Source organism: Humitalea sp. 24SJ18S-53, assembly GCF_050632385.1.
Classification (GTDB): domain Bacteria; phylum Pseudomonadota; class Alphaproteobacteria; order Acetobacterales; family Acetobacteraceae; genus Humitalea.
On record NZ_CP192599.1, the window covers coordinates 2,213,863 to 2,232,798 of the forward strand.

The 18,936-nt window shown below is 69.3% G+C and carries 20 protein-coding genes; 12 read left to right on the forward strand and 8 right to left on the reverse strand.

All coding sequences use genetic code 11. From position 1 onward, the window contains the following. Positions 1 to 6: 6 nt before the first annotated feature. From ACQW02_RS10765 to ACQW02_RS10775, 3 genes are read left to right on the forward strand one after another with little or no spacing between them, the layout of a single operon-like run. Positions 7 to 684 (forward strand): class I SAM-dependent methyltransferase, encoded by a 678-nt coding sequence (locus tag ACQW02_RS10765; protein ID WP_431285240.1) that lies wholly within the window; start codon positions 7 to 9, stop codon positions 682 to 684. Continuing rightward, positions 681 to 1,466, forward strand: coding sequence for an ABC transporter ATP-binding protein (locus ACQW02_RS10770; protein ID WP_431285241.1), 786 nt, complete (start codon positions 681 to 683; stop codon positions 1,464 to 1,466). Before ACQW02_RS10765 ends, ACQW02_RS10770 begins: the two co-directional genes overlap by 4 nt. Continuing rightward, positions 1,445 to 2,179 (forward strand): ABC transporter ATP-binding protein, encoded by a 735-nt coding sequence (locus ACQW02_RS10775; RefSeq protein ID WP_431285242.1) that lies wholly within the window; start codon positions 1,445 to 1,447, stop codon positions 2,177 to 2,179. The genes ACQW02_RS10770 and ACQW02_RS10775 overlap by 22 nt, the downstream gene beginning before the upstream one ends. Here the strand turns inward: ACQW02_RS10775 and ACQW02_RS10780 are convergent. Together ACQW02_RS10780 and ACQW02_RS10785 are read right to left on the reverse strand one after the other, a co-directional pair. Next, positions 2,136 to 2,348, reverse strand: a complete 213-nt coding sequence (locus ACQW02_RS10780; protein ID WP_431285243.1) for an alkylphosphonate utilization protein — start codon at positions 2,346 to 2,348, stop codon at positions 2,136 to 2,138. The two genes, ACQW02_RS10775 and ACQW02_RS10780, sit on opposite strands and share 44 nt — an antisense overlap. Then, positions 2,345 to 2,983, reverse strand: a complete 639-nt coding sequence (locus tag ACQW02_RS10785; protein ID WP_431285244.1) for a uracil-DNA glycosylase — start codon at positions 2,981 to 2,983, stop codon at positions 2,345 to 2,347. Before ACQW02_RS10785 ends, ACQW02_RS10780 begins: the two co-directional genes overlap by 4 nt. A 74-nt stretch (positions 2,984 to 3,057) precedes the next feature. Here ACQW02_RS10785 and folK point away from each other — a divergent pair, with 74 nt between their 5' ends. Beyond that, the gene (gene folK, locus ACQW02_RS10790) at positions 3,058 to 3,561 is read left to right on the forward strand and encodes a 2-amino-4-hydroxy-6-hydroxymethyldihydropteridine diphosphokinase (RefSeq protein ID WP_431285245.1); all 504 of its coding nucleotides are present in this window, start codon (positions 3,058 to 3,060) and stop codon (positions 3,559 to 3,561) included. A 31-nt stretch (positions 3,562 to 3,592) separates the two neighbouring features. Next, positions 3,593 to 5,827: a DNA topoisomerase IV subunit A gene (gene parC, locus ACQW02_RS10795; protein ID WP_431285246.1), complete on the forward strand. Its 2,235-nt coding sequence runs from the start codon at positions 3,593 to 3,595 to the stop codon at positions 5,825 to 5,827. A 5-nt stretch (positions 5,828 to 5,832) separates the two neighbouring features. On the opposite strand, the gene ACQW02_RS10800 is transcribed toward parC, so the two are convergent. Beyond that, positions 5,833 to 6,747, reverse strand: coding sequence for a LysR family transcriptional regulator (locus ACQW02_RS10800; RefSeq protein WP_431285247.1), 915 nt, complete (start codon positions 6,745 to 6,747; stop codon positions 5,833 to 5,835). Between the two features lie 108 nt (positions 6,748 to 6,855). On the opposite strand from ACQW02_RS10800, the gene ACQW02_RS10805 reads away from it, so the two are divergent. Next, the gene (locus tag ACQW02_RS10805; protein ID WP_431285248.1) at positions 6,856 to 7,464 is read left to right on the forward strand and encodes an FMN-dependent NADH-azoreductase; all 609 of its coding nucleotides are present in this window, start codon (positions 6,856 to 6,858) and stop codon (positions 7,462 to 7,464) included. A 105-nt stretch (positions 7,465 to 7,569) separates the two neighbouring features. On the opposite strand, the gene ACQW02_RS10810 is transcribed toward ACQW02_RS10805, so the two are convergent. The 3 genes from ACQW02_RS10810 to ACQW02_RS10820 form a co-directional block, all read right to left on the reverse strand. Further along, positions 7,570 to 8,487 (reverse strand): hypothetical protein, encoded by a 918-nt coding sequence (locus ACQW02_RS10810; RefSeq protein WP_431285249.1) that lies wholly within the window; start codon positions 8,485 to 8,487, stop codon positions 7,570 to 7,572. Positions 8,488 to 8,589: 102 nt separating this feature from the next. After that, positions 8,590 to 9,507: a hypothetical protein gene (locus tag ACQW02_RS10815; RefSeq protein ID WP_431285250.1), complete on the reverse strand. Its 918-nt coding sequence runs from the start codon at positions 9,505 to 9,507 to the stop codon at positions 8,590 to 8,592. Positions 9,508 to 9,581: 74 nt separating this feature from the next. Continuing rightward, the gene (locus tag ACQW02_RS10820; protein WP_431285251.1) at positions 9,582 to 10,361 is read right to left on the reverse strand and encodes an arginyltransferase; all 780 of its coding nucleotides are present in this window, start codon (positions 10,359 to 10,361) and stop codon (positions 9,582 to 9,584) included. A 157-nt stretch (positions 10,362 to 10,518) separates the two neighbouring features. Here ACQW02_RS10820 and ACQW02_RS10825 point away from each other — a divergent pair, with 157 nt between their 5' ends. From ACQW02_RS10825 to ACQW02_RS10850, 6 genes are all read left to right on the forward strand, one after another. Further along, a complete protein-coding gene (locus ACQW02_RS10825; RefSeq protein ID WP_431285252.1) occupies positions 10,519 to 10,977 on the forward strand; it encodes a hypothetical protein in 459 nt (152 codons plus the stop codon). After that, complete coding sequence (locus ACQW02_RS10830) at positions 10,974 to 12,845, forward strand: hypothetical protein (RefSeq protein ID WP_431285253.1); 1,872 nt, start codon at positions 10,974 to 10,976, stop codon at positions 12,843 to 12,845. The genes ACQW02_RS10825 and ACQW02_RS10830 overlap by 4 nt, the downstream gene beginning before the upstream one ends. Before the next feature lie 403 nt (positions 12,846 to 13,248). After that, on the forward strand, positions 13,249 to 13,605 hold the full coding sequence (locus ACQW02_RS10835; protein WP_431285893.1) for a 6-pyruvoyl trahydropterin synthase family protein: 357 nt from the start codon (positions 13,249 to 13,251) through the stop codon (positions 13,603 to 13,605). Between the two features lie 74 nt (positions 13,606 to 13,679). Continuing rightward, positions 13,680 to 14,348: a GTP cyclohydrolase I gene (gene folE / locus ACQW02_RS10840; protein ID WP_431285254.1), complete on the forward strand. Its 669-nt coding sequence runs from the start codon at positions 13,680 to 13,682 to the stop codon at positions 14,346 to 14,348. Between the two features lie 38 nt (positions 14,349 to 14,386). Beyond that, entirely contained in the window at positions 14,387 to 14,926 is a 540-nt protein-coding gene (locus tag ACQW02_RS10845) for a molybdopterin-dependent oxidoreductase (RefSeq protein ID WP_431285255.1), read from the forward strand. Positions 14,927 to 15,036: 110 nt separating this feature from the next. Beyond that, positions 15,037 to 17,439 (forward strand): putative bifunctional diguanylate cyclase/phosphodiesterase, encoded by a 2,403-nt coding sequence (locus tag ACQW02_RS10850; RefSeq protein WP_431285256.1) that lies wholly within the window; start codon positions 15,037 to 15,039, stop codon positions 17,437 to 17,439. A gap of 19 nt (positions 17,440 to 17,458) precedes the next feature. Here the strand turns inward: ACQW02_RS10850 and ACQW02_RS10855 are convergent, their stop codons facing one another. Beyond that, positions 17,459 to 18,154: an SDR family NAD(P)-dependent oxidoreductase gene (locus ACQW02_RS10855; protein WP_431285257.1), complete on the reverse strand. Its 696-nt coding sequence runs from the start codon at positions 18,152 to 18,154 to the stop codon at positions 17,459 to 17,461. Continuing rightward, the gene (locus ACQW02_RS10860) at positions 18,151 to 18,900 is read right to left on the reverse strand and encodes an SDR family NAD(P)-dependent oxidoreductase (protein ID WP_431285258.1); all 750 of its coding nucleotides are present in this window, start codon (positions 18,898 to 18,900) and stop codon (positions 18,151 to 18,153) included. Before ACQW02_RS10860 ends, ACQW02_RS10855 begins: the two co-directional genes overlap by 4 nt. Between the last annotated feature and the right edge of the window lie 36 nt (positions 18,901 to 18,936).

The following is an 18,936-nucleotide window of genomic DNA, read 5'->3' on the forward strand; positions in this document are numbered from 1 at the left end:
CCCCCGATGGCCCTCTCGACCGACGATGTGAAGGCGGCTGTCACCGCCCATTGGAACCGCCGCGCCCCGGCGTTCGACGCGGGGCATACGCATGGGTTGCTGAACCCGGCGCAGGAATTGGCCTGGCGCGGGCTGATGGCGCGGCTGGCACCGCCGGTGCCGGCCCTGGATGTGCTGGATGTCGGCTGCGGCACGGGCTTCCTGGCGCTGATGCTGGCCAGTTCCGGGCACCGGGCCAGCGGCATCGACCTGGCGGAGGACATGCTGGCGATCGCGCGCGAAAAATCGGCCACGCAGCGCCTGCCGGTGCGCTTCCTGGCGGCGGATGCGGAAGCGCCGCCGTTCCCCGCCGGGTCCTTCGATCTCATTGTCGGGCGCCACGTGCTCTGGACCTTGCCCGATCCGGCGCGGGCGCTGGCCGCCTGGCATCGGCTGCTGGCCCCGGGCGGGCGCCTGGCGCTGGTCGAGGGCGCCTGGTGGGACATGACGGCAAAGGAAGAATACGAGGATATCGCGGCCCGGCTGCCTCTCTTCGGTGGCCGCCCCGCCGCCGACCTGGCCACACCCCTGCGCGCGGCCGGCTTCGCCGAACCCGAGGTCGTGCCGCTGAACGACGCCGCCTATTGGGTCGAAGCGCCGCGGCACGAGCGTTACCTGATCCTGGCCGGGCGGGACGCCGCATGATCCTGCAGGCGGTCGGCCTGCATGCCAGCCACCCGGCGCGTTACGCCACGGTCGTCGCCTTGCGCGGTGTCGGCCTGACGATCGGGCGCGGCGAAAGCGTCGCGGTGGTCGGGCGGTCGGGCTGCGGCAAGACAACCCTGGCGCGGCTGCTGGCCGGGCTGGTCCCGCCCGGGGCCACCGTCTCCGGCACCTTGCGCTGGCCCGGCGGCGAGGCGCCCGTCGCCCGCGCCCGCCGTGCGGGGCTCGGCCGGCATGTCGCCTGGCTGCCGCAGGAGGCCGGGGCCGCGCTGCATCCGCAGATCAGCATCGGGGCGCAGGTGGCGGAAACGCTACGCGCCGCCGGTGCCGTCGGCGATGCCGTCGCGGTCGCCGCCTGCCTGGCCGATGTTGGCCTGGATGCCGGCCTGGCCCGGCGCTATCCGCACCAATTGTCGGGCGGCCAGGCGCAGCGCGCCACCCTGGCCTGTGCCCTGGCGCAGGCGCCGGCCGTGCTGGTGGCGGATGAACCGACCAGTTCGCTCGACCCGGAGTCCGGCGCGCTGGTGCTGCGGCTGCTGGCCGCGCGCAGCCAGGCGCGGGGCATGGCGCTGGTGCTGGTGACGCATGACCTGGCCGCCGCCGCGCGCTGCGAGCGGATCGTGGTGCTGGATGCGGGGCGCGTGGTGGAGGAGGGGCCGGCCCGGAGCGTTTCCGACGCCCCCCGTTCGGCAGCGGCGCGCGACCTGCTCGCGGCCCAGCAGGCCTTTGGGGGGATGGCTGGATGCTGCGCGGCCGCGGCCTGACGCTGCGTTACCGCGGTGCGGCCGCGCCGGCTGTGCGGGACGCGAGTCTGGTACTCGGCCCGCAGGCCTGGCTGGCGGTGTCCGGTCCGTCCGGCTGCGGCAAGTCCAGCCTGTTGCGGCTGCTGGCGGGCTTGCGTGAGCCGGATTCCGGCAGCATCGCCCTGGATGGCGCGCCGATGCCGCGTGGGGGCGCGCCGCGCCGGGCCTGGCATCGCCAGGTACTGCTGCTGCCGCAGGATACCTCCCGCGCCTTCAACCCCGCGTTGACCCTGGGCCGCCAGTTCCGCGCCGCGATGGGGCTGCACGGGATCGGCGCGGATGCGGCGGCGCGCGATGCCATCGCGGCGGAATGCCTTGTGGCCTGCGGCGTGCCGCCGGGGGTTCTGCACCGCCATGCCGATGGCCTGTCCGGCGGGCAACGCCAGCGGGCGGCGCTGGCGCGGCTGCTGTGCCTGCGGCCGCGCGTGTTGTTGCTGGACGAACCGACGGCGGCGCTGGACCCCGCGACGGCGCTGGAGACCTGCCGCCTGCTGGACAGCCTGCGTCGCGCGCGCGGCGGGCCCAGCATCCTGGCGGCGACGCATGAGGCCTGTGCGCGGGCCCATGCCGACCAGGTGCTGACGATGCGGGACGGGAGGCTGGAGGCGCAGGTCGCTGAACTTGGAGGGTTCAGGCCTTCTTCAGGAACTCCGTGCGCAGCACCAGGTCCTTGATCTTCTCGGCGCGGCATTCGACCTCGGCCTCGTTGTCGGTCAGGTGGATGCCACGGATCAGCGTGCCGCGCTTGAGCGTGACCGTGGTGCCCTTGACCTTCAGATCCTTGATGAGGGTGACGTTGTCGCCCTCGGCGAGGGCGGTGCCGTTGCTGTCGCGGACGGTCATTGGGCGAGGCGCGCCTGCAGCGCGGTGACGGCGCTTTCGAACATCGCCTCGGTCAGGCGGCCGGTCTGCGTGTTGTAGCGGCTCACATGGTAGGAATCGGCCAGGATCAGGCCGCTGGGCAGCGTGTGCTGGGCGCCATGGGCGAAACGATAGCGCGCGGCGACCAGGTTCTGGGCGCGCAGCACGGCGGTATGCGCGATGCCGCCCAGGGCCAGGACCGCGCGCAGCCGGGGCATGGCGGTGACCTCGCCGGCCAGGTAGCGATTGCAGGTCGGCACTTCCAACCCCTCCGGCTTGTTCAGCGGGGGCAGGCAGCGGACGGCGTTGGTGATGCGGACGCCGATGAGTTCCATGCCGTCCATCGGGTCCTCGGCATAGGCGCCGCGGGCCAGGCCGAATTTCAGCAGCGTCGCGTAGAGCAGCTTGCCGGCGAAATCGCCCGTGAACGGGCGGCCGGTGCGGTTGGCGCCGCGCAGCCCGGGCGCCAGGCCCAGGATCAGCAACGGCGCGTCGACAGGTCCCCAGGAGGGCACGGGGGCGTTGTGCCAGCCCGGAAAAGCCTCGCGGTTGCGTTGTCGAAACGACGCCAGGCGCGGACAGAGCGGGCAATCGCGGTCGGGAGCGGGGGGCAACATGGCGGTGCGGGTGGGGCAGGCGGGGCCGCGCGTCAAGACTTGCGGTGGGGCGCGGGGCGGGGCAGGGCACCGGCATGCAGACCGACATGATCCTGGTGGCGCTGGGCGCCAACCTGCCGGGCCCGGATGGGGCGACGCCCGAGGCGACCCTGGCCGCCGCCGTCGGCGCGCTGGGGCGGTTGCCGGGGCTGCGGCTGGTGGGCGTATCACAGTTCTGGCGCACGCCGTCCGAGCCGCCGGGCAGCCCGGACTACGTGAATGCCGTGGCGCGCCTGGCGGGGGATGCCGTGCCCGAGGCACTGTTGGCGGCGTTGCAAGCGATCGAGGCCGCCGCCGGCAGGGTGCGCCACCACATCAACGCCCCGCGCACGCTGGACCTGGATATCATCGGCATGGGCGGGTTGGTCCGGGACCTGCCCGACCCGGTCATCCCGCATCCGCGCGCCCATCTGCGCCGCTTCGTCCTGGTGCCGCTGGCCGAGGTCGCGCCCGATTGGGTGCATCCCCAGACCGGGCTGACGGCCGCGGCGATGACCGAGGCACTTCCCCCGGTCGCCATGTCGCCCGTGGTGGTGTAGCAGGGTCCCGTGAACAAAACGCGATTCCATCATGCCCGATGATTTGATCCCCCGCGCCGATGCCGTGCGCGAGACGCCGCTCGCCGAGGCGCTGAGCGAGCGCTACCTGGCCTATGCGCTGTCCACCATCACCGCGCGGTCGCTGCCGGATGTGCGCGATGGGCTGAAGCCGGTGCACCGGCGGCTGCTCTGGGCGATGCACCAGTTGAAACTGGACCCGGCGTCGGGCTTCAAGAAATGCGCCCGCATCGTCGGCGACGTGATGGGCAAGTATCATCCGCACGGCGATTCCTCGATCTACGACGCGATGGTGCGGCTGGCGCAGGATTTCGCCTCGCGCTTCATGTTGGTCGAGGGTCAGGGGAACTTCGGCAATATCGACGGCGATAACCCGGCGGCGATGCGCTACACGGAGGCGAAGCTTACCGCCATCGCCCAGGCGATGCTGGAAGGCATCGAGGAAGACGCGGTCGATTTCCGCGCGACCTATGATGGCGAGGAACAGGAACCGCTGGTGCTGCCGGCAGGGTTTCCGAACCTGCTGGCCAATGGCGCGAATGGCATCGCGGTGGGCATGGCGACATCGATCCCGCCGCATAACGCGGGCGAGTTGTGCGCCGCCGCGCTGGAGATGGTGCGCGACCCGAACGCGTCGCTGGATACCTTGCTGACGCATATCCAGGGCCCCGATTTTCCGACCGGTGGCATCCTGGTCGAGAGCCGCGAGTCGATGCGCGAGGCCTATGCGACAGGTCGTGGCGGATTCCGGCTGCGGGCGCGCTGGGATGTGGAGAAGGGCAAGAACGGGCTCTGGTCCATCGTCGTCACCGAGATCCCTTATCAGGTGCAGAAATCGCGGCTGGTCGAACAGATCGCGCAATTGCTGGAGGAGAAGAAACTCCCGCTGCTGGCCGATTTGCGGGACGAGAGCACGGACAAGGTGCGGCTGGTGTTCGAGCCGCGGGCGCGTACCGTCGAACCCGCGCATCTCATGGAAAGCCTGTTCCGCGCGACGGCGTTGGAACAGCGGCTGTCGCTGAACATGAACGTGCTGGATGCGAACCGCACGCCGCGCGTCATGGGGTTGAAGGAAGTCCTGCGGTCCTGGCTGGATCACCGGCAGGTCGTGCTGGTGCGGCGCAGCCAGCATCGGCTGTCGGCGATCGAGCGGCGGCTGGAAATCCTGGCCGGCTATCTGATCGTCTATCTCAACATCGATGAAGTCATCCGCATCATCCGCGAGGAGGATGAGCCCAAGCCCGCGCTGATCAAGCGCTTCGGGCTGACGGATACGCAGGCGGAAGCCGTGCTGAACATGCGGCTGCGGTCGCTGCGCAAGCTGGAAGAAATCGAGATCCGGCGCGAGCACGACAAGCTTTCCAAGGAAGGCGAAAGCCTGCGCGGCCTGCTGGCCGACCCGAAGAAGCAGTGGAAGCGCATCGGCCAGGACATCGAAGCCACGCGCAAAAAATTCGGCGAGGAGAGCGAGATCGGCCGCCGCCGCACCGCGACCGGCGTGGTGCCGGAACCCGTGGTGCTGGACGAAAACGCCTTCGTCGAACGCGAATCCATCACCGTCATCCTGACGGAAATGGGTTGGATCCGCGCACAGAAAGGCACGCTGGCGCCGGATGCCGAGGTGAAGGTCAAGGAAGGCGATCGCGTCCAGGCGCTGATCCCTTGCGAGACGACCGACCGCCTCACGCTCTTCGCCACGAATGGTCGTGCCTATACGATCAAGGCCGATACCATCCCGCGTGGGCGCGGCGATGGGCAGCCGGTGCGGCTGTTGCTCGACATGGGGCAGGAGGATGCGGTCGTCACGCTCTTCGTCTGGAAGGCGGGGGAATCCTTCCTGCTGGCGCGGCGCGACGGGAAGGGATTTGTCGTCGGCGCCGACGATCTGCTGGCCGAAAAGCGCACGGGTCGCACGTTGCTGAACCTGGACCCTGGTGTGGAAGCGATGTCCTGCCTGCCGCTAGGCGATGCCGACCACCTGGCCGTCATCGGCGAGAACCGCAAGCTGCTGGTCTTCCCGTTGGACCAGGTGCCAAAGATGCAGCGCGGCGCCGGCGTGCGGCTGCAGGCCTACAAGGATGGCGGCATGGCCGATGTGAAGGCGTTCCGCATCGCCGATGGCCTGTCGTGGCGCCTGGGCGAACGGGTGCGCGTGGAGACGAACCTGAAGGAATGGCAGGGCGCACGCGGCGGTGCGGGACGCATGCCACCGAATGGCTTCCCGAAGAGCGGGGTCTTCGGCGGGTAGGCGGGCTACTCCGGCGAAGGGCACTGGCTGGCGGTGCTTTTCAGCCGCTCGATCAGCCAGCGCCCCGCCGGCCCCGGAGGGACATCGGCGCGATGCGCGGCGTACCAGGGCATGACGAAGCCGCCGACAGGCGCGTCGATCAAGCGAAGTTCGACCAGGGTTCCCGCCGCCAGGTCCGCTTCGACGCGATCGGCGGGCATGCCGCCCCAACCCAGCCCCGCCAGCAGGAAGGCATGCTTGGCGCCGAGATCGGCCAGCCGCCAGGTGCGGGGCGAAAACACCCCGAACTCGCGGCCCGCCGTCAGGCTGGAGCGGTCGGTCAGCACCAGTTGGACATGCCGGGCCAGTTCCTCGGTCGGCACCGGCCCGCTGATTGCCGCGAGCGGGTGATGGGCCGCGGCCACATGGATCAGGCGAAACATCTGTAGCTGCTCCCGCACCAGGGAGACGGGCATGTCCGGAAGCGCGCTCATCACCGCGAAGGCGCAGCGACCGTCCACCACCGGCTGGGTCACCGCGCCCAGGGACTCGACATAGACGCGCAGCGCGGTGTCGGGGAAATGCGCCTGGAAGTCGCCGATGGCGTGCGTCAGGACGAACATCGGGAACATCACGTCGACGACGATGGAGACCTCGGCCTCCAGCCCCCCGGCCAGGCTGGCGGCGCGGGCCTTGAAGGCGTCCATGCGGCCCGTCACCGCGCGTGCCTCCACGACCAGGGCGCGACCTTCGTCGGTCAGCACGGGCCGACGCGCGGCGCGGTCGAACAGGCGCACGCCGATCTGCCCCTCCAGATTGGCCAGGGTCTGGCTCACCACCGATTGCGCCCGCCCAAGCTTGCGCCCGGCCGCGGAAAAGCTGCCCTCGTCGACGGCGGCGAGGAAGGTGCGCATCTGGTCGAGGGTGACGTTGTCCAGCATCTATCGCTCCTGACGATGGATCTCATCCAATCATATAGGCTGTCGCGTTGGATGGGCCAGTCCTAGATCTCCGGCCACGCAGAGTTCGCGCTATGGAGTTCGACAGTCATGAAGCTTCTTCACATTGATTCCAGCATCTTGGGCGCCGGTTCGGTCAGCCGCGGCCTGACCGCATCCATCGTTGCCGCCCAGCAGGCGCAGCACCCGGGGCTGGAAGTCAGCTACCGCGACCTGGCCGCGCAGCCGGTCGGGCACTTGTCGGGTGCGCATCTGGCCGCCGGCCAGGGGGTCGCGCCGGATAACGTCGCGCTGTCCACCGATATCGCCGACGGCGCGGCCGTCCTTGATGCCTTCCTGGCCGCCGATATCGTTGTGGTCGGTGCGCCGATGTATAATTTCTCGATCCCGACGCAGTTGAAGGCCTGGGTCGATCGTCTGGCCGTGGCTGGGCGCACGTTCCGCTACTCGGCGTCGGGCGTCGAAGGGCTGGCCGGTGGCAAGACGGTGATCATCGCGTCGTCGCGCGGTGGCTTCTATGGCGAAGGCACGCCGATCGCCGCCCTGGACCACCAGGAGACCTATCTGAGGGGCGTCTTCGGCTTCTTCGGCATCACCGACATCCGCTTCATCCGCGCGGAGGGTGTTGCGATGGGCGAGGCGCAGCGCGGCAAGGCCGTGCTGGGGGCGCAGGCCGATATCGAGCGTCTGGCAGCCTAGGCGGGTTGGGGCCTGCGCGGATCGCGCAGGCCCCCGGCCCGAGCCGGTTTTTCCCCGACCCGGCATTCTGACTGCAACCTGCCCTGGAGCGCTACGGCCCCTGGTCTACGTCCCATACAGCCCGCCGACTTCCCAGCCGCGGGAGGCCAGGTAGTCCAGGCTGGTGCTGTCCAGGAACACCCGGAAGGCGTTGTGGCCGCCCCATTTGGTTTGGTAGGCGAGGGTATCCTTGCCGGGGATCATGGTCTCCGGGATGCCGTCGAGTTTCTTCGCCGTGGTCAGGGCGAAGGTGGCGGTGGCCTTATGTGCCTCGAACCCGCCGGCGCCACCCCATTCGCAGAGTTCGGCCTTGTACTTGCCGCCGGCGACCGGCACGCAGGATTGCACCAGGGCGATGTGGCGGTAGTTGCTGCTGCCGGTGCCGCCCAGTTTGCTGAAGGTCGCGAGCACCGTGCCCTGCTGGATTTTTGCCGGATCGGTGACCGGGGGCAGGTGGATGATGTCCTTGGTGACGAGCACATCGGCCGTCGCACCCTTCGGCGTTTTCTTGCCGTAGCCATGGGCATAGGCCGCGATCGAGGTCGACGGCGACACGCCCAGCCAGTTGCCGACGAAGGCGTTGCAATCCAGGCCCATGTGCTTGGCGCCATAGGTTGCGACCTCCGACGCCTTGCACCGCCCGGTCAGCACGGCCAGGCGCAGCCCGTCCATCATCTCCTCCGGCGAGGCGCGGCCGCCAAAGGCGCGGCGGATGGAACCGATGGTCCATTGCTCGGTCGGGTCTATCCCCTCGGCGCCCTTGATGCAGAAGGGCTGGGTCTGCTTGATCAGGTCGGAGACCGACCAGTGTTTGCTGCCGAAGTAGCGCCCGGCGATGAGGCCGCTGATCTTGTTGTATTCGGTCTGCCCGCTGTCGGGCATGCCGCTGATGTAGTTCTTCACGTCGATCGACGCGCTGATGCCGAGTTTGGCGTCGAAGACTTTCAGCGGGTGGAACTGGCGCAGGTAGTCTTCGGGGCTCATGGCGGGGGTCTCCGCGGGTGTCGCTTTGGCCCAGGCGAGATTAACAAATCGCCAGGCGTCCGGCGATCACGGTTGCGTGCCAGGACGCCGGTTCACCGCCTGTCAGGTGCCGTAGTGACCGCCGACGTCCCAGCCGCGTGACTGAAGATACGCAAGCTTGGTGTCATCCAGGAACACGCGAAACGCCGGGCTGCCACCGCGCGTTGTCTCGAAGGCCAGGGTCGGGGTTCCGGGCAGCATGGCTTCCGGAATGCCGCTCAGGCTTTTGTTGCCCGTCAGGGTGACCGTCATGCTGGCCCGGTGCTGCTGGAACCCACCGGCCTCGCCCCATTCGCACAGGTCCAGGCGGTATTTGCCGCCCGCCAGCGGTTCCCAGTTCTGCACCAGGGCGATGTGGCGCCAGTTGGTCTTGGCCGAGCCGCCCAGTTTGCTGAACGTCGCAAGCACATTGCCTGGGGTGATCTTCGCCGGATCGGTGATAGGCGGCAGTTTGACGATGCCCTTGGTGACCAGCACGTCGGGTGTGGAACCGGGCGGTACCGTGTTGCCATAGCCACGCGCATACCCCTCGATCGAGGTTGATGGCGAAACGCCCAGCCAATTGCCGACGAAGGCGTTGCAGTCCAACCCAAGGTGCATCGCACCATAGGCCCCGACCTCGGCGGGTTTGCACCGCCCGGTCAGCACCGCGAGGCGCAGCCCGTCCACCATCTCCTCCGGCGAGGCGCGACCGCCGAAGGCGCGACGGATGGAGCCGATGGTCCATTGTTCCTTGGGGTCGATGCCCGACGCCCCCTTGATCGAGAAGGGCTGCGGCATCCCGTTCAGGTCGGACACCGACCAGTTCTTCCCGCCCAGGTAACGCCCGGCGATGATGCCGCTGATCTTGTTGTATTCGGTCCGGCCCGCCGCAGTCATGCCGCTGACGTAGTTCCGCACATCGATCGAGGCACTGATCCCGAGCGCGGGGTCCACCACCTTCAGCGGGTGGAATTGGCGGAGGTAATCCTCGGGCAACATGATGGGGAACTCCGCGACCGCGGCAGGTTACCGTGCCCGCAATATTTGCGTCATCACGATCGCGTTGCGAAAATTCAATCCCCCGGGACGGTCGCCAGGCTGGCCAGGGCGCCCACATCGGCGCCGGCGTTCAACGTCGCCCGCGGCCGCCATTCGCCGGCGACCAGCACCTCCGATGGTGCAAAACCGGCCTTGTAGGCCATCTTCTGGCTCTGCGGGACCCAGTAGCCCAGGTAGACGTAGGGCAGGCGCGCGACACGGGCGCGGTCCACCAGCCACAGCACCGCGCGGGTGCCGAGGGACCGTCGCGCCAGATCCGGATCGAAGAAGGAATAGACCGCCGACAGCCCATCCGACAGCCAATCGGTCAGGCAAGCGCAGACCAGCCGGCCCTGGGGGTCGCGCCATTCCACCATGCCGGTGGTGATCGGCGTATCCTCGACCATCGCGCGGTAGTCGTAGAAACCCATCGAGGCCATGTCGCCTTCTTCGTGCCGCGCCAGTTGGTAGCGCTGGAACAGGGCGAATTGTTCGGCGGTGGCGCGGGCGGGGCGTTCTTCCACCGTCAGGTCGGCATTGGCGGCCTGGATGCGGCGCTGGGTGCGGCTGGGGCCGAAGCGGTCGACCACAATGCGAATCGGCACGCAGGCCTGGCAGCCGGGGCAGACGGGGGCATAGGCGATGTTGTGGCTGCGCCGGAAACCGGCGCGCGACAGGCGGTCGTGCAGCGCCTCGCCATCCGGCCCGGCCAGTTCGGTCACGATCTTGCGCTCCGTCCGGCCCGGCAGGTAGGGGCAGGGCAGCGGTGCCGTCGTGTAGAAGAACTGCGGGCGGCGAGGGGGGCGAGGCAGCATGGGCCGTGAGTGTCGGGTGCGCCGGGCTTGCGATCAAGCCATGCCGTGGCGGGATTTGTGCAAGGCCGGTGACCGGGGGAAGAATTCCGCCGCACCGGCTGCTACCGCACGCCCAGGCCGTTGACCGGCCACGGCAACCGCTGGTAGCGCCAAAGCCATGACCGACAGCGCACCAACAGGGAACACCCCGCAATCCGTTTACGTGCCGGGGCTGCGCATCGCCTGCCGTGCCGACCAGGCGCCGGTGCCATACCTCGGTGCTGGTTGGCATGCGATCGAGCAGGACTTCGTCTGGATGGACGGGCGGGAGGCCGAACTGGTCTTCCTGATGCGCCTGCCGGACCGCCCGCTGCGCCTGGTGCTGGACCTGGTGCCGTTCCGCCACGGCGGGTTGGTGCAGACGCTTGAGGTCTTCGTGAATGGGCTGCGGATCGGCTTCGCCGAGGTGCCGCACGCGGGCGCCGTCACCTTGCCGGTGCCGGTCGAGGCATTCCGTGGCCGCGACTGCCGTATCGCGCTGCATTGCGCGACGGCGACGATCGGGACCGATGTGGGGCTGGAAGACAAGCGGCGGCTTGGCCTGGCGTTGGCGGGCTGGGCCCTGGAACCGGCGTGACGCCGCCGGAGGAGGAGCAGGCCGGCGCGGGCCAGGAGGTTCCGGAATCGGATAGCCCGCCGCCTGCCGCGGACACGCCGCCGGAAACGCCGGTCTTCGAACCCTGGCCGGCGCCCAGCTCGGCGCTCGTCTTCGGCCTCGCGGGGGAATGGGCCGGTGCCGATGGGCGGCCCCGGGTCGCGCCGCCGGTCACACGGATCGGCGTCGTCCTGCCCGGACCAGCCGCCGCCGCCCTGGCCGTCGAACCCGCCATGGCCATCCTGCGCGCGGGTTTTCCGGAGGCGCGGATCGTGGTTCTGGGCGACCCGGCGATGGGCGCCCTCGCGGTGGCACTCGGTATCGCCGATGACGCCTTGCCGCCCGACGGGCTGCCGCCCGCGCCCTTCGACCTGCTGCTCGACCTGGGGGCGGGGGCCGAGCCGCTGCCGGATGCGCCGCTGATCGCGGGGCTGGGGGCGGCGCCGCACCTGGCGATCGCCGTCCCCGCACCGCCCGGCACCTTGGCGCCGGTGGATGTTGCCGGGCTGCGCGGGCAATGGCTTGGCGCCACCGCGCGACGCCAGGCCCTGGCGATCACGCTGGAGGCGGAGGGCGCGCATAGCCCGGCCTCGGCCGGGCTCGGCACGGATCAACGGCTGCTCGGTTTCGCCCTGCTTGCGGTCACGCTGGAGGATCTGGGGGCCGCCCCGCCCCAGCCGCGCGGCTGGCAAGGCGATGCGATCGCGCCGATGCTGGCCCGGGGCTGGCACCCGGTGGAATCGACCGGCGCCTGGAGTGCCGGGGAACTGGCCGGCCTGTCCGTGCCACTGGACGATGCCGCGATCGGCCCGTTCCGCGTGATGCTGCGGCTGCGCGGCCATATCCATGCAGCGGCCCCCGAGGCGGTTGGCATCCTGCGGGCGGATGGTGCGCGACCCGCGTTGCTGCTGTCGGCCGACCCCGCACCGGAGGTCTGGGCGACGCTGGACATCCCCGCGACGACGCCGGTGCTGGAGGCCTCGGCCGAGGTCGCGGTGCCGGCGACCGCGGGACTGTCCGGGCCGCTGGCGCGCTTGACCCTGGTCCTGGATGGCACGGAGGACGCGCCGGTCGGGCTGCATGTGCGGCTGCGGGTGGCCGAGGGCCGCGCGATCCTGGGTGAGGCACGCTGGTCCGGCGTCATCGCCGGGCGGCGGAGTGTGGCGCTCGACCTGCCGCTGGATGCGTCGCTGGCGATGCTGGCGGTGTCGGCGCTGGTGGTGGATGTCGGGCTGGAGGCGGCGCCGGTGCGACCGGTGCGGCTGGAACGGGCCTGGCTGGGGCTGCCCGCGGCGACGGCGGCCCGGGGCGATCCGGCGCGGGCGGCGGCCTGGGCCGGGCTTGCGCAGCGTTGCGTGGCGTTGCTGGGGCGGCGGTCGCCGGCGGTACCGGCCGGGCTGCGTGGCCTGGCGCCGCGCCAGAGCCCGGCGGGCCAGGCCCTGCGTGCCGGGCTTGTGGCCGCCCGGGATGCCGGGGGGGTCGTGGTCGCGGTGCTGGCGGGGGAAGATCGCGGCGCGGTCGGGAATGGCGGCTGGGGCCGGGTGGCGACGGCGCTGGCGGCGCGGAAGGGTGTCCATCTGCTGCGGCCGAAGCCGGGCCTGCCGGCAGCCGACCTGGCGGCGCTGTTGGGGGCTGTCGATATCGTGGTGGGGCCTTTGGGGCTGGCCATGGCGCTGGCTGGCCGACTCGGCCTGACCGGCCTTGTGGTGCTGGCCCCCGGAGAGGCCGCGCCGGACCCGTCGAGCCTGGGCTGGATCCGCCATGGTGGCGGCGATGCCCTGGTGCCGGCGGCGGATGTGGTGGCCCTGCTGGCGCCCGAGATCGAAGCCAGGCGCCAGCGCCGGGCCTGAGGCGCCACGAAAACAAAAAAACGCCATCCAGCCCGCCGCGCTTCGGAGGTGTTTCAGTTGTTTCCGGGGCAGGCGCTTTTCCTGGTGGCGGCGCCTTGGGTGTCTCATTATTTCAACGTTTGCCGTGATTCTCCGCGATGGGGCCACGGCCTGGACGTGTTCCTTCGGTCAGCAAATCATCGTAACCTTGGCGTCTCCAGACCTGCGGGACCAAGGATTCGGGAAGTCGGTCATTTCGTTTTCGACTCTGAGTGTGATCAACCAAGCCATGCCAGCGCTGAAAGCGAAGCCGATTGACATTTCTTCCCGTGGAAGTTGTAATGGTGTAAGGCCGCCCGTTTTCCGAGTGGCGGTGGCGAATTGTCACGACGAGTGAGGACGGAGTGCGTTTGGCGTGATCGAAATGTTCCAGGAATTCGCTTTCGAGGCTGCGCACAAGACCACGCCCGACACCCCGCTGCATGGCCATACCTTCAAGGTCAAGGTGGTGCTGACCGGAGAGCCGGTTCCCGTCTTCGGCTGGTCCCACGACCTGCTGGTGGTGGAACCCATCATCTCGGCGCTCCGCAAGCAACTCGACCACCGCTACCTGAACGACATCGAAGGCCTGGAGACCCCCAGCCTCGAAAACGTCGCCCAGTGGATCTTCCGGCGCCTGGACAAGGAAATTCCGGGGGTCGATCGGGTCGAGGTGCGTCGCGGCCTGGAAGGCGCCTGCGACGGTGTCGTGTACCGCGAGGCGAGCCGCGTTCACGCATGACGCTCTCTTGCCAATGAGCGGAAGAGCACCCACCGCCCCCGTCATCAGCCGACCAGTTCTTCAGGAGACCTGACGTGAGCATCACGGTTCGGCGTCTACAGTCCCGTGCTGCCCTGTCGAATGAGTCCCTCGACGCGGTCCTCTCGCCGATCGAGCGGGAGGCGATGATCAGTGCCGCCAGCGAGAAGCTGGAGGAGTTTCTCGAAATCCTGCGGATCGACCACCAGAACGACCCCAACACCCGCGGCACGCCCGGGCGGGTCGCGCGGATGTTCGTCGATGAACTGGTTCGCGGCCGGACCGTGGCCCCCCCGTCGCTGACGGATTTCGAGAACCGGCATGCCTATGAAGGCATGATCATCACGGGGCCGATCGACGTCCGCTCCACCTGTGCACATCACCTGATGCCTATCCGGGGTGAGGCCTACGTCGCCGTTTTGCCCTCGCCCAACGGCAAGGTCCTCGGCCTCTCGAAGTATGACCGCGTGGTCGATCACTTCGCCGCGCGTCTCCAGACCCAGGAAGAACTCGTCCAGCAGATCGGTAACCACCTGTGGGAGAACACCGCCCCGACCGGCCTGGCGGTCCGCATCAGTGCCGTCCACATGTGCCGGACCCACCGCGGTGTCCGTGCCGCCAATGGCCGCATGGTGACGAGCGCCTACTTCGGGGCCTTCCTGGAGGACGCCTCCCTTAAAAACGAGTTCCTGCGCGAATGCGCCTCGCTTGAGGTGTCGCGTTGACCACGCGCCCAGACCCTCTGACAAGGAATGGATCGGATATGCGGATCATCCCCCGGCGCACGCTCATGACCACCTTCGGCGCGGCAACGCTCGGCCTTGCGACGGCCGCGGCGACGAGCGGCGGCGCCGTGGCGCAGGGCACGCTCCAACGTCCGACGGGGCGCGCGATCCTGCGGGTCAGGGGCGATATCGCCAACACCAACGATGGTGATGTCGCCGTCTTTGACCGCGCCATGCTCGCGGCGATCGGCTCGGCCACCATCACCACCAGCACGCCCTGGTACGACACCCCGGTCAGGTTCGACGGCGTCCCCATGGCGAAGCTGATGGAGGCCGTTGGCGCCAGGGGTCAGACCCTGACGGCGATCGCGCTCAACGACTATTCGACCGACATTCCGATTGCCGACTTCAGCCGCTTTGGCGTGATCCTGGCAACGCACCGCAATGGCGCCGAAATGCCGGTGAGCGACCGTGGCCCCCTCTTCATTGTCTATCCCTATGATTCCGACGCCGAACTCCGCAATCGGCTCTATTACAGCCGATCGGCCTGGTCGGTCGCACAGCTCATTGTGCGGTGACCGGTACCGGGGTGCCCGGGCGAGAGGATGCCCGGGCGAAGGCTGCTGCCGGCCCCAGAATGTCTAAGGCCTGGTGGCGGCCGCAGGCCGTTTCGGGCGCGCGCGTTCGCATGTTCTTCGTGGCGCTGGCCGTCCTGCTCACGGCAGGGGCAGTCTATGCGTCGGCGCTCATCTTCGAGCGCCAGAGCGCGGTCGGACGCATCTCCGGCTACAATATCGCCTTCACGGTCGGCCAGGCGGCGCAAGAGGTCTCAAGGCTCCAGGCCGCCATCGGGGCCTTCGTCCTCAAACCGGATGATACCACCCGCGAAGGGGTGGAGATGTGGCTCGACATCGTCGCGGCCCGCCAGGTGGTCCTGCGCAGCGGCGAATCCGGCGTCTTCATCCGCTCGCACACCGAACTCACGAGCATAACCGAGCTGATGGGCAGGACGATCGAATCGTCCCGCCCCCTGCTGGCTGGCTTGGACGATCGCGCCCAGCTGCTACAATTTCTGGAGGGCTTTCAGCGCCTGAACGGGGCGATGGCGCGGATGGCGTCGATCGCGCATGCCTATGCCGCGGAGCTGGCGGCGCGAAACGCCCAGGAACTGGATCGCCTCCAGTGGTTGTTCTCGGGCCTGCTCGTTGGTCTCATCGCCTGCTGTGCGGTCCTTGCCGTCATCGCCTCCTGGCACAACCGCCTGCTCGTCAGGTCGAATGCCGACGTGCAGTCGCTGGTCAAGGACCTGACCAGCACCGGAGAGAGACTGACCGCCGCCAATGTGCGCGTGCAGGAAGCGATGGCGGCCCTGACCTTGCAGAATGAACGGCTGCAGGTGCGGGACGCCGAGCTTTTCCGGCAGAACCAGCTTTTCGATGCGGCGTTGAACAACATGTCGCAGGGGCTGGGCATGTTCGACACCGAGCACCGGCTGATCGTGAGCAATCGGCGCTTCAGCGAGATCTTCCGACTTCCCGCCGGGGTGGCGGAGGCGGGCGCCCATGCCCGCGACCTGCTGAAGCTGGCTGGGGCATCCGGCGGCTTCGGCCGCGACGCGGCCCATGCGGTGTGGGTCGAGCATCAGGAACTGGCGTCGCGCTCGCGCGCGTCCACCTTTGTGAAAGAGGATGAGGAGCGGCGGTCGCTGTCGATCTCGCACCAGCCACTGGCGGACGGCGGTTGGGTGGCGACCTACGAGGATGTGACCGAAAGCCGCCAGGCCGAAGCGCGCATTCGCCACATCGCGAACCACGACGCACTCACAGGCCTGCCCAATCGGCGCCAGTTCAACGAACGGCTGGGCGATGCGCTCATCGCCGGGACGCACGAGGTCGCGGTCCTGTTCCTCGACCTGGACCAGTTCAAGAATGTGAACGACACACTTGGGCACCAGGCCGGCGACGAACTGCTGCGATCGGCGGCCAGCCGCATCCGTGCCTGCGTGCGCGAAGGCGACCTCGTGGCCCGGCAGGGCGGGGACGAATTCGCCGTCCTGGTGCAGGGCAACGGCTCGCTGCGCGAGGATGTCGAGCCCCTGGCGGCCCGCATCATCCAGGCCCTCGCAGCGCCCTTCGACCTCGGGCAGTACCAGGCTTCGGTCGGGGTGAGTGTCGGCATCGCGAGCGCCAGCACGCCGATCATCACGGCGGACGCCATTCTCAAATACGCCGACATGGCGCTGTACAAGGCCAAGGCGGCGGGCCGCGGAACCTATCGGGTCTTCGAGGCATCGATGGCGGCCGAGTTGCAGGCGCGGATGGACCTGGAAGCCGACCTGCGCGCCGCCCTGGAGCTTGGCGAGCTGGAGGTGCAGTACCAGCCCCTGTTCGACCTGCGCCGCGGGCAGTTGAGCGGCTTCGAGGCGCTGCTGCGCTGGTGGCATCCGAAACGGGGCATGGTCTCGCCCGGTGACTTCATCCCCATTGCCGAGGAAACCGGCCTGATCGTGCCGATCGGCGAATGGGTGTTGCGCAAGGTCTGCGCCGACGCGGCAACCTTTCCGCAAGGCACCAAGGTCGCGGTGAATATTTCGCCGGTTCAGTTCGCCGGCTGCGATCTTGTGGAACTGGTCCGCGACGCATTGCACCAGTCGGGCTTTGCCGCCAGTTGCCTTGAACTGGAGATCACCGAGTCAGCGCTTCTGCAGGACAGCGATGGGGTCGCGGCAACGCTTGGCCGCCTGCGTGCGCTGGGGCTGCGCATCGCCCTCGATGATTTCGGCACCAAGTATTCGTCGCTCACCTACCTGCGCAAATTCCCCTTCGACAAGATCAAGATCGACCAGTCCTTCGTGCGCGACATGGCGACGCGGGAGGATTGCCTGGAGATCGTGCGCTCCGTCGCGCGCCTGGCGACGCAACTCGGCATGACGACGACGGCCGAGGGCGTTGAGACGAGTGCGCAGCTCAACCAGGTCCGTGACGCCGGCTGCACCGAGGCGCAGGGCTACTTCTTCGGCAAGGCAGAGCCCTACGAAAGCCTGTGGCACTGGTTTGAGGTGCGGCCGCCTCTGCTCGTCGCGAACGACTGACGGCGCGACCCGCGCGGGATCAGACCCCCGCGCCGCCATCCAGCGCGATGGCCTGCCCGGTGATGTTCCGACCCGCCGGGGAGAGGAGGAACGCCGCCATCTCCGCCACCTCCTCGGCGGTGGTGATGCGGCGGGTGGGCGTGCCGGCGGCGGCTTCTTCCGCCGTCATGCGCAGTTCCGCCCAGCGCGCGCGCGCCATCTCCGTGTCCACCCAGCCCGGGCAAAGCGCGTTCACGGTGATGCCGCGCGGGGCCAGGCGCAGGGCCAGCGCCTTCATCAGGCCGATCACGCCATGCTTGGCGGCCGAATAGGCCACCTGGTCCGGCACGGCGCGTAGCCCGAGGACGGAGGCGAGGAAGATGATGCGCCCCTCGTGGTCCGGCAGGCGCGGTGCGGCGGCCTCGGCGCAGCGCCAGGCACCGTCCAGGTTGGTGGCCATGATGCCGCGCCAGAAGGCCTCGTCCGGGATGGCCGGATCGCCGCCCGCGCTGCCGGCGGCCAACACCACGGCCCGCAGCGGGCCAACGGCGTCGAACAGGGCGCGGACGGAGGCGGGGTCGGCCACGTCGCAGGGCAGGTGCCGGATACCGTCCGGCAGGGGGCCATCGGGGGCACGGCGGGCGGCGGCGATCACCCGATGGCCCTGCTGCGCCAGGAGCCGGGCGCAGGCGAGGCCGATCCCGCGGGTGCCGCCGGTGACGACGACGGCACTCATGCGGCGGTCGTCCCGCCGTCGACGGGCATGACGATGCCGGTGACGAAGCTCGCATGGTCGGAGAGGAGGAAGGCGACCACGGCGGCGATCTCGGCGGGGTCGGCGAAGCGGCCCTGCGGCACGGCGGCGGTATAGGCGGCATCGCTGGAGGGGCGGGAGGGATCGCGGGCGGCGAGGTCGGCCAGGACGGCGCGCAGCATGGGCGTGTCGGTGCTGCCGGGTGCGATGGCGTTGAAGCGCACGCCCCGGGCTGCGAAGTCCAGTGCCGCCGAGCGTGTCATCTGCGCGAGTGCCGCCTTGGAGGCGCCATAGGCGGCGCTGGCGGGCTTGCCGACCAGCGCCTGGTCCGACGCGACGTTCACCACCGCCCCGCCCTGGCGCAGCAGATGCGGCAAGGCGGCCTGCAGGACGGCGAAGGGGGCGAGCCAGTTGATCCGCATGATCCTCTCGGCCTCGGCCAGCGGCGTGTCGAGCAGGGTGCCGATCATCGTGTCGCCCGCATTGTTGACCACCAGGTCCAGGCCCCCCATGCGCGCGGCGGCGGCCTCCACCGCTGCGGCGATGGCGCTGATGTCGTGCAGGTCGTGCTCGGGCCGGTCGAGGCCATGGACGGTCGCGCCGGAGGCTTCCAGCACCGCGACGATCGCCCGGCCGATGCCGCCGAGATGGCCCGTGACCAGGGCGCGCTTGCCGGCAAGGCCGGTTTGGAAAGGGCTTTTGGGGGCGGGGAATTGATGCGCGATCATTCGAATTCGATGCCACCGAACCCGGCGCTTAGCAAT

Excerpts from the sequence above, each read along its gene's own strand:
- ACQW02_RS10765 (WP_431285240.1), top strand. The coding sequence starts at position 7 with ATGGCCCTCTCGACCGACGATGTGAAGGCGGCTGTCACCGCCCATTGG.
- ACQW02_RS10770 (WP_431285241.1), top strand. The coding sequence starts at position 681 with ATGATCCTGCAGGCGGTCGGCCTGCATGCCAGCCACCCGGCGCGTTAC.
- ACQW02_RS10775 (WP_431285242.1), top strand. The coding sequence starts at position 1,445 with ATGCTGCGCGGCCGCGGCCTGACGCTGCGTTACCGCGGTGCGGCCGCG.
- ACQW02_RS10780 (WP_431285243.1), bottom strand. The coding sequence starts at position 2,348 with ATGACCGTCCGCGACAGCAACGGCACCGCCCTCGCCGAGGGCGACAAC.
- ACQW02_RS10785 (WP_431285244.1), bottom strand. The coding sequence starts at position 2,983 with ATGTTGCCCCCCGCTCCCGACCGCGATTGCCCGCTCTGTCCGCGCCTG.
- folK (WP_431285245.1), top strand. The coding sequence starts at position 3,058 with ATGCAGACCGACATGATCCTGGTGGCGCTGGGCGCCAACCTGCCGGGC.
- parC (WP_431285246.1), top strand. The coding sequence starts at position 3,593 with ATGCCCGATGATTTGATCCCCCGCGCCGATGCCGTGCGCGAGACGCCG.
- ACQW02_RS10800 (WP_431285247.1), bottom strand. The coding sequence starts at position 6,747 with ATGCTGGACAACGTCACCCTCGACCAGATGCGCACCTTCCTCGCCGCC.
- ACQW02_RS10805 (WP_431285248.1), top strand. The coding sequence starts at position 6,856 with ATGAAGCTTCTTCACATTGATTCCAGCATCTTGGGCGCCGGTTCGGTC.
- ACQW02_RS10810 (WP_431285249.1), bottom strand. The coding sequence starts at position 8,487 with ATGAGCCCCGAAGACTACCTGCGCCAGTTCCACCCGCTGAAAGTCTTC.
- ACQW02_RS10815 (WP_431285250.1), bottom strand. The coding sequence starts at position 9,507 with ATGTTGCCCGAGGATTACCTCCGCCAATTCCACCCGCTGAAGGTGGTG.
- ACQW02_RS10820 (WP_431285251.1), bottom strand. The coding sequence starts at position 10,361 with ATGCTGCCTCGCCCCCCTCGCCGCCCGCAGTTCTTCTACACGACGGCA.
- ACQW02_RS10825 (WP_431285252.1), top strand. The coding sequence starts at position 10,519 with ATGACCGACAGCGCACCAACAGGGAACACCCCGCAATCCGTTTACGTG.
- ACQW02_RS10835 (WP_431285893.1), top strand. The coding sequence starts at position 13,249 with ATGTTCCAGGAATTCGCTTTCGAGGCTGCGCACAAGACCACGCCCGAC.
- ACQW02_RS10845 (WP_431285255.1), top strand. The coding sequence starts at position 14,387 with ATGCGGATCATCCCCCGGCGCACGCTCATGACCACCTTCGGCGCGGCA.
- ACQW02_RS10850 (WP_431285256.1), top strand. The coding sequence starts at position 15,037 with ATGTTCTTCGTGGCGCTGGCCGTCCTGCTCACGGCAGGGGCAGTCTAT.
- ACQW02_RS10855 (WP_431285257.1), bottom strand. The coding sequence starts at position 18,154 with ATGAGTGCCGTCGTCGTCACCGGCGGCACCCGCGGGATCGGCCTCGCC.
- ACQW02_RS10860 (WP_431285258.1), bottom strand. The coding sequence starts at position 18,900 with ATGATCGCGCATCAATTCCCCGCCCCCAAAAGCCCTTTCCAAACCGGC.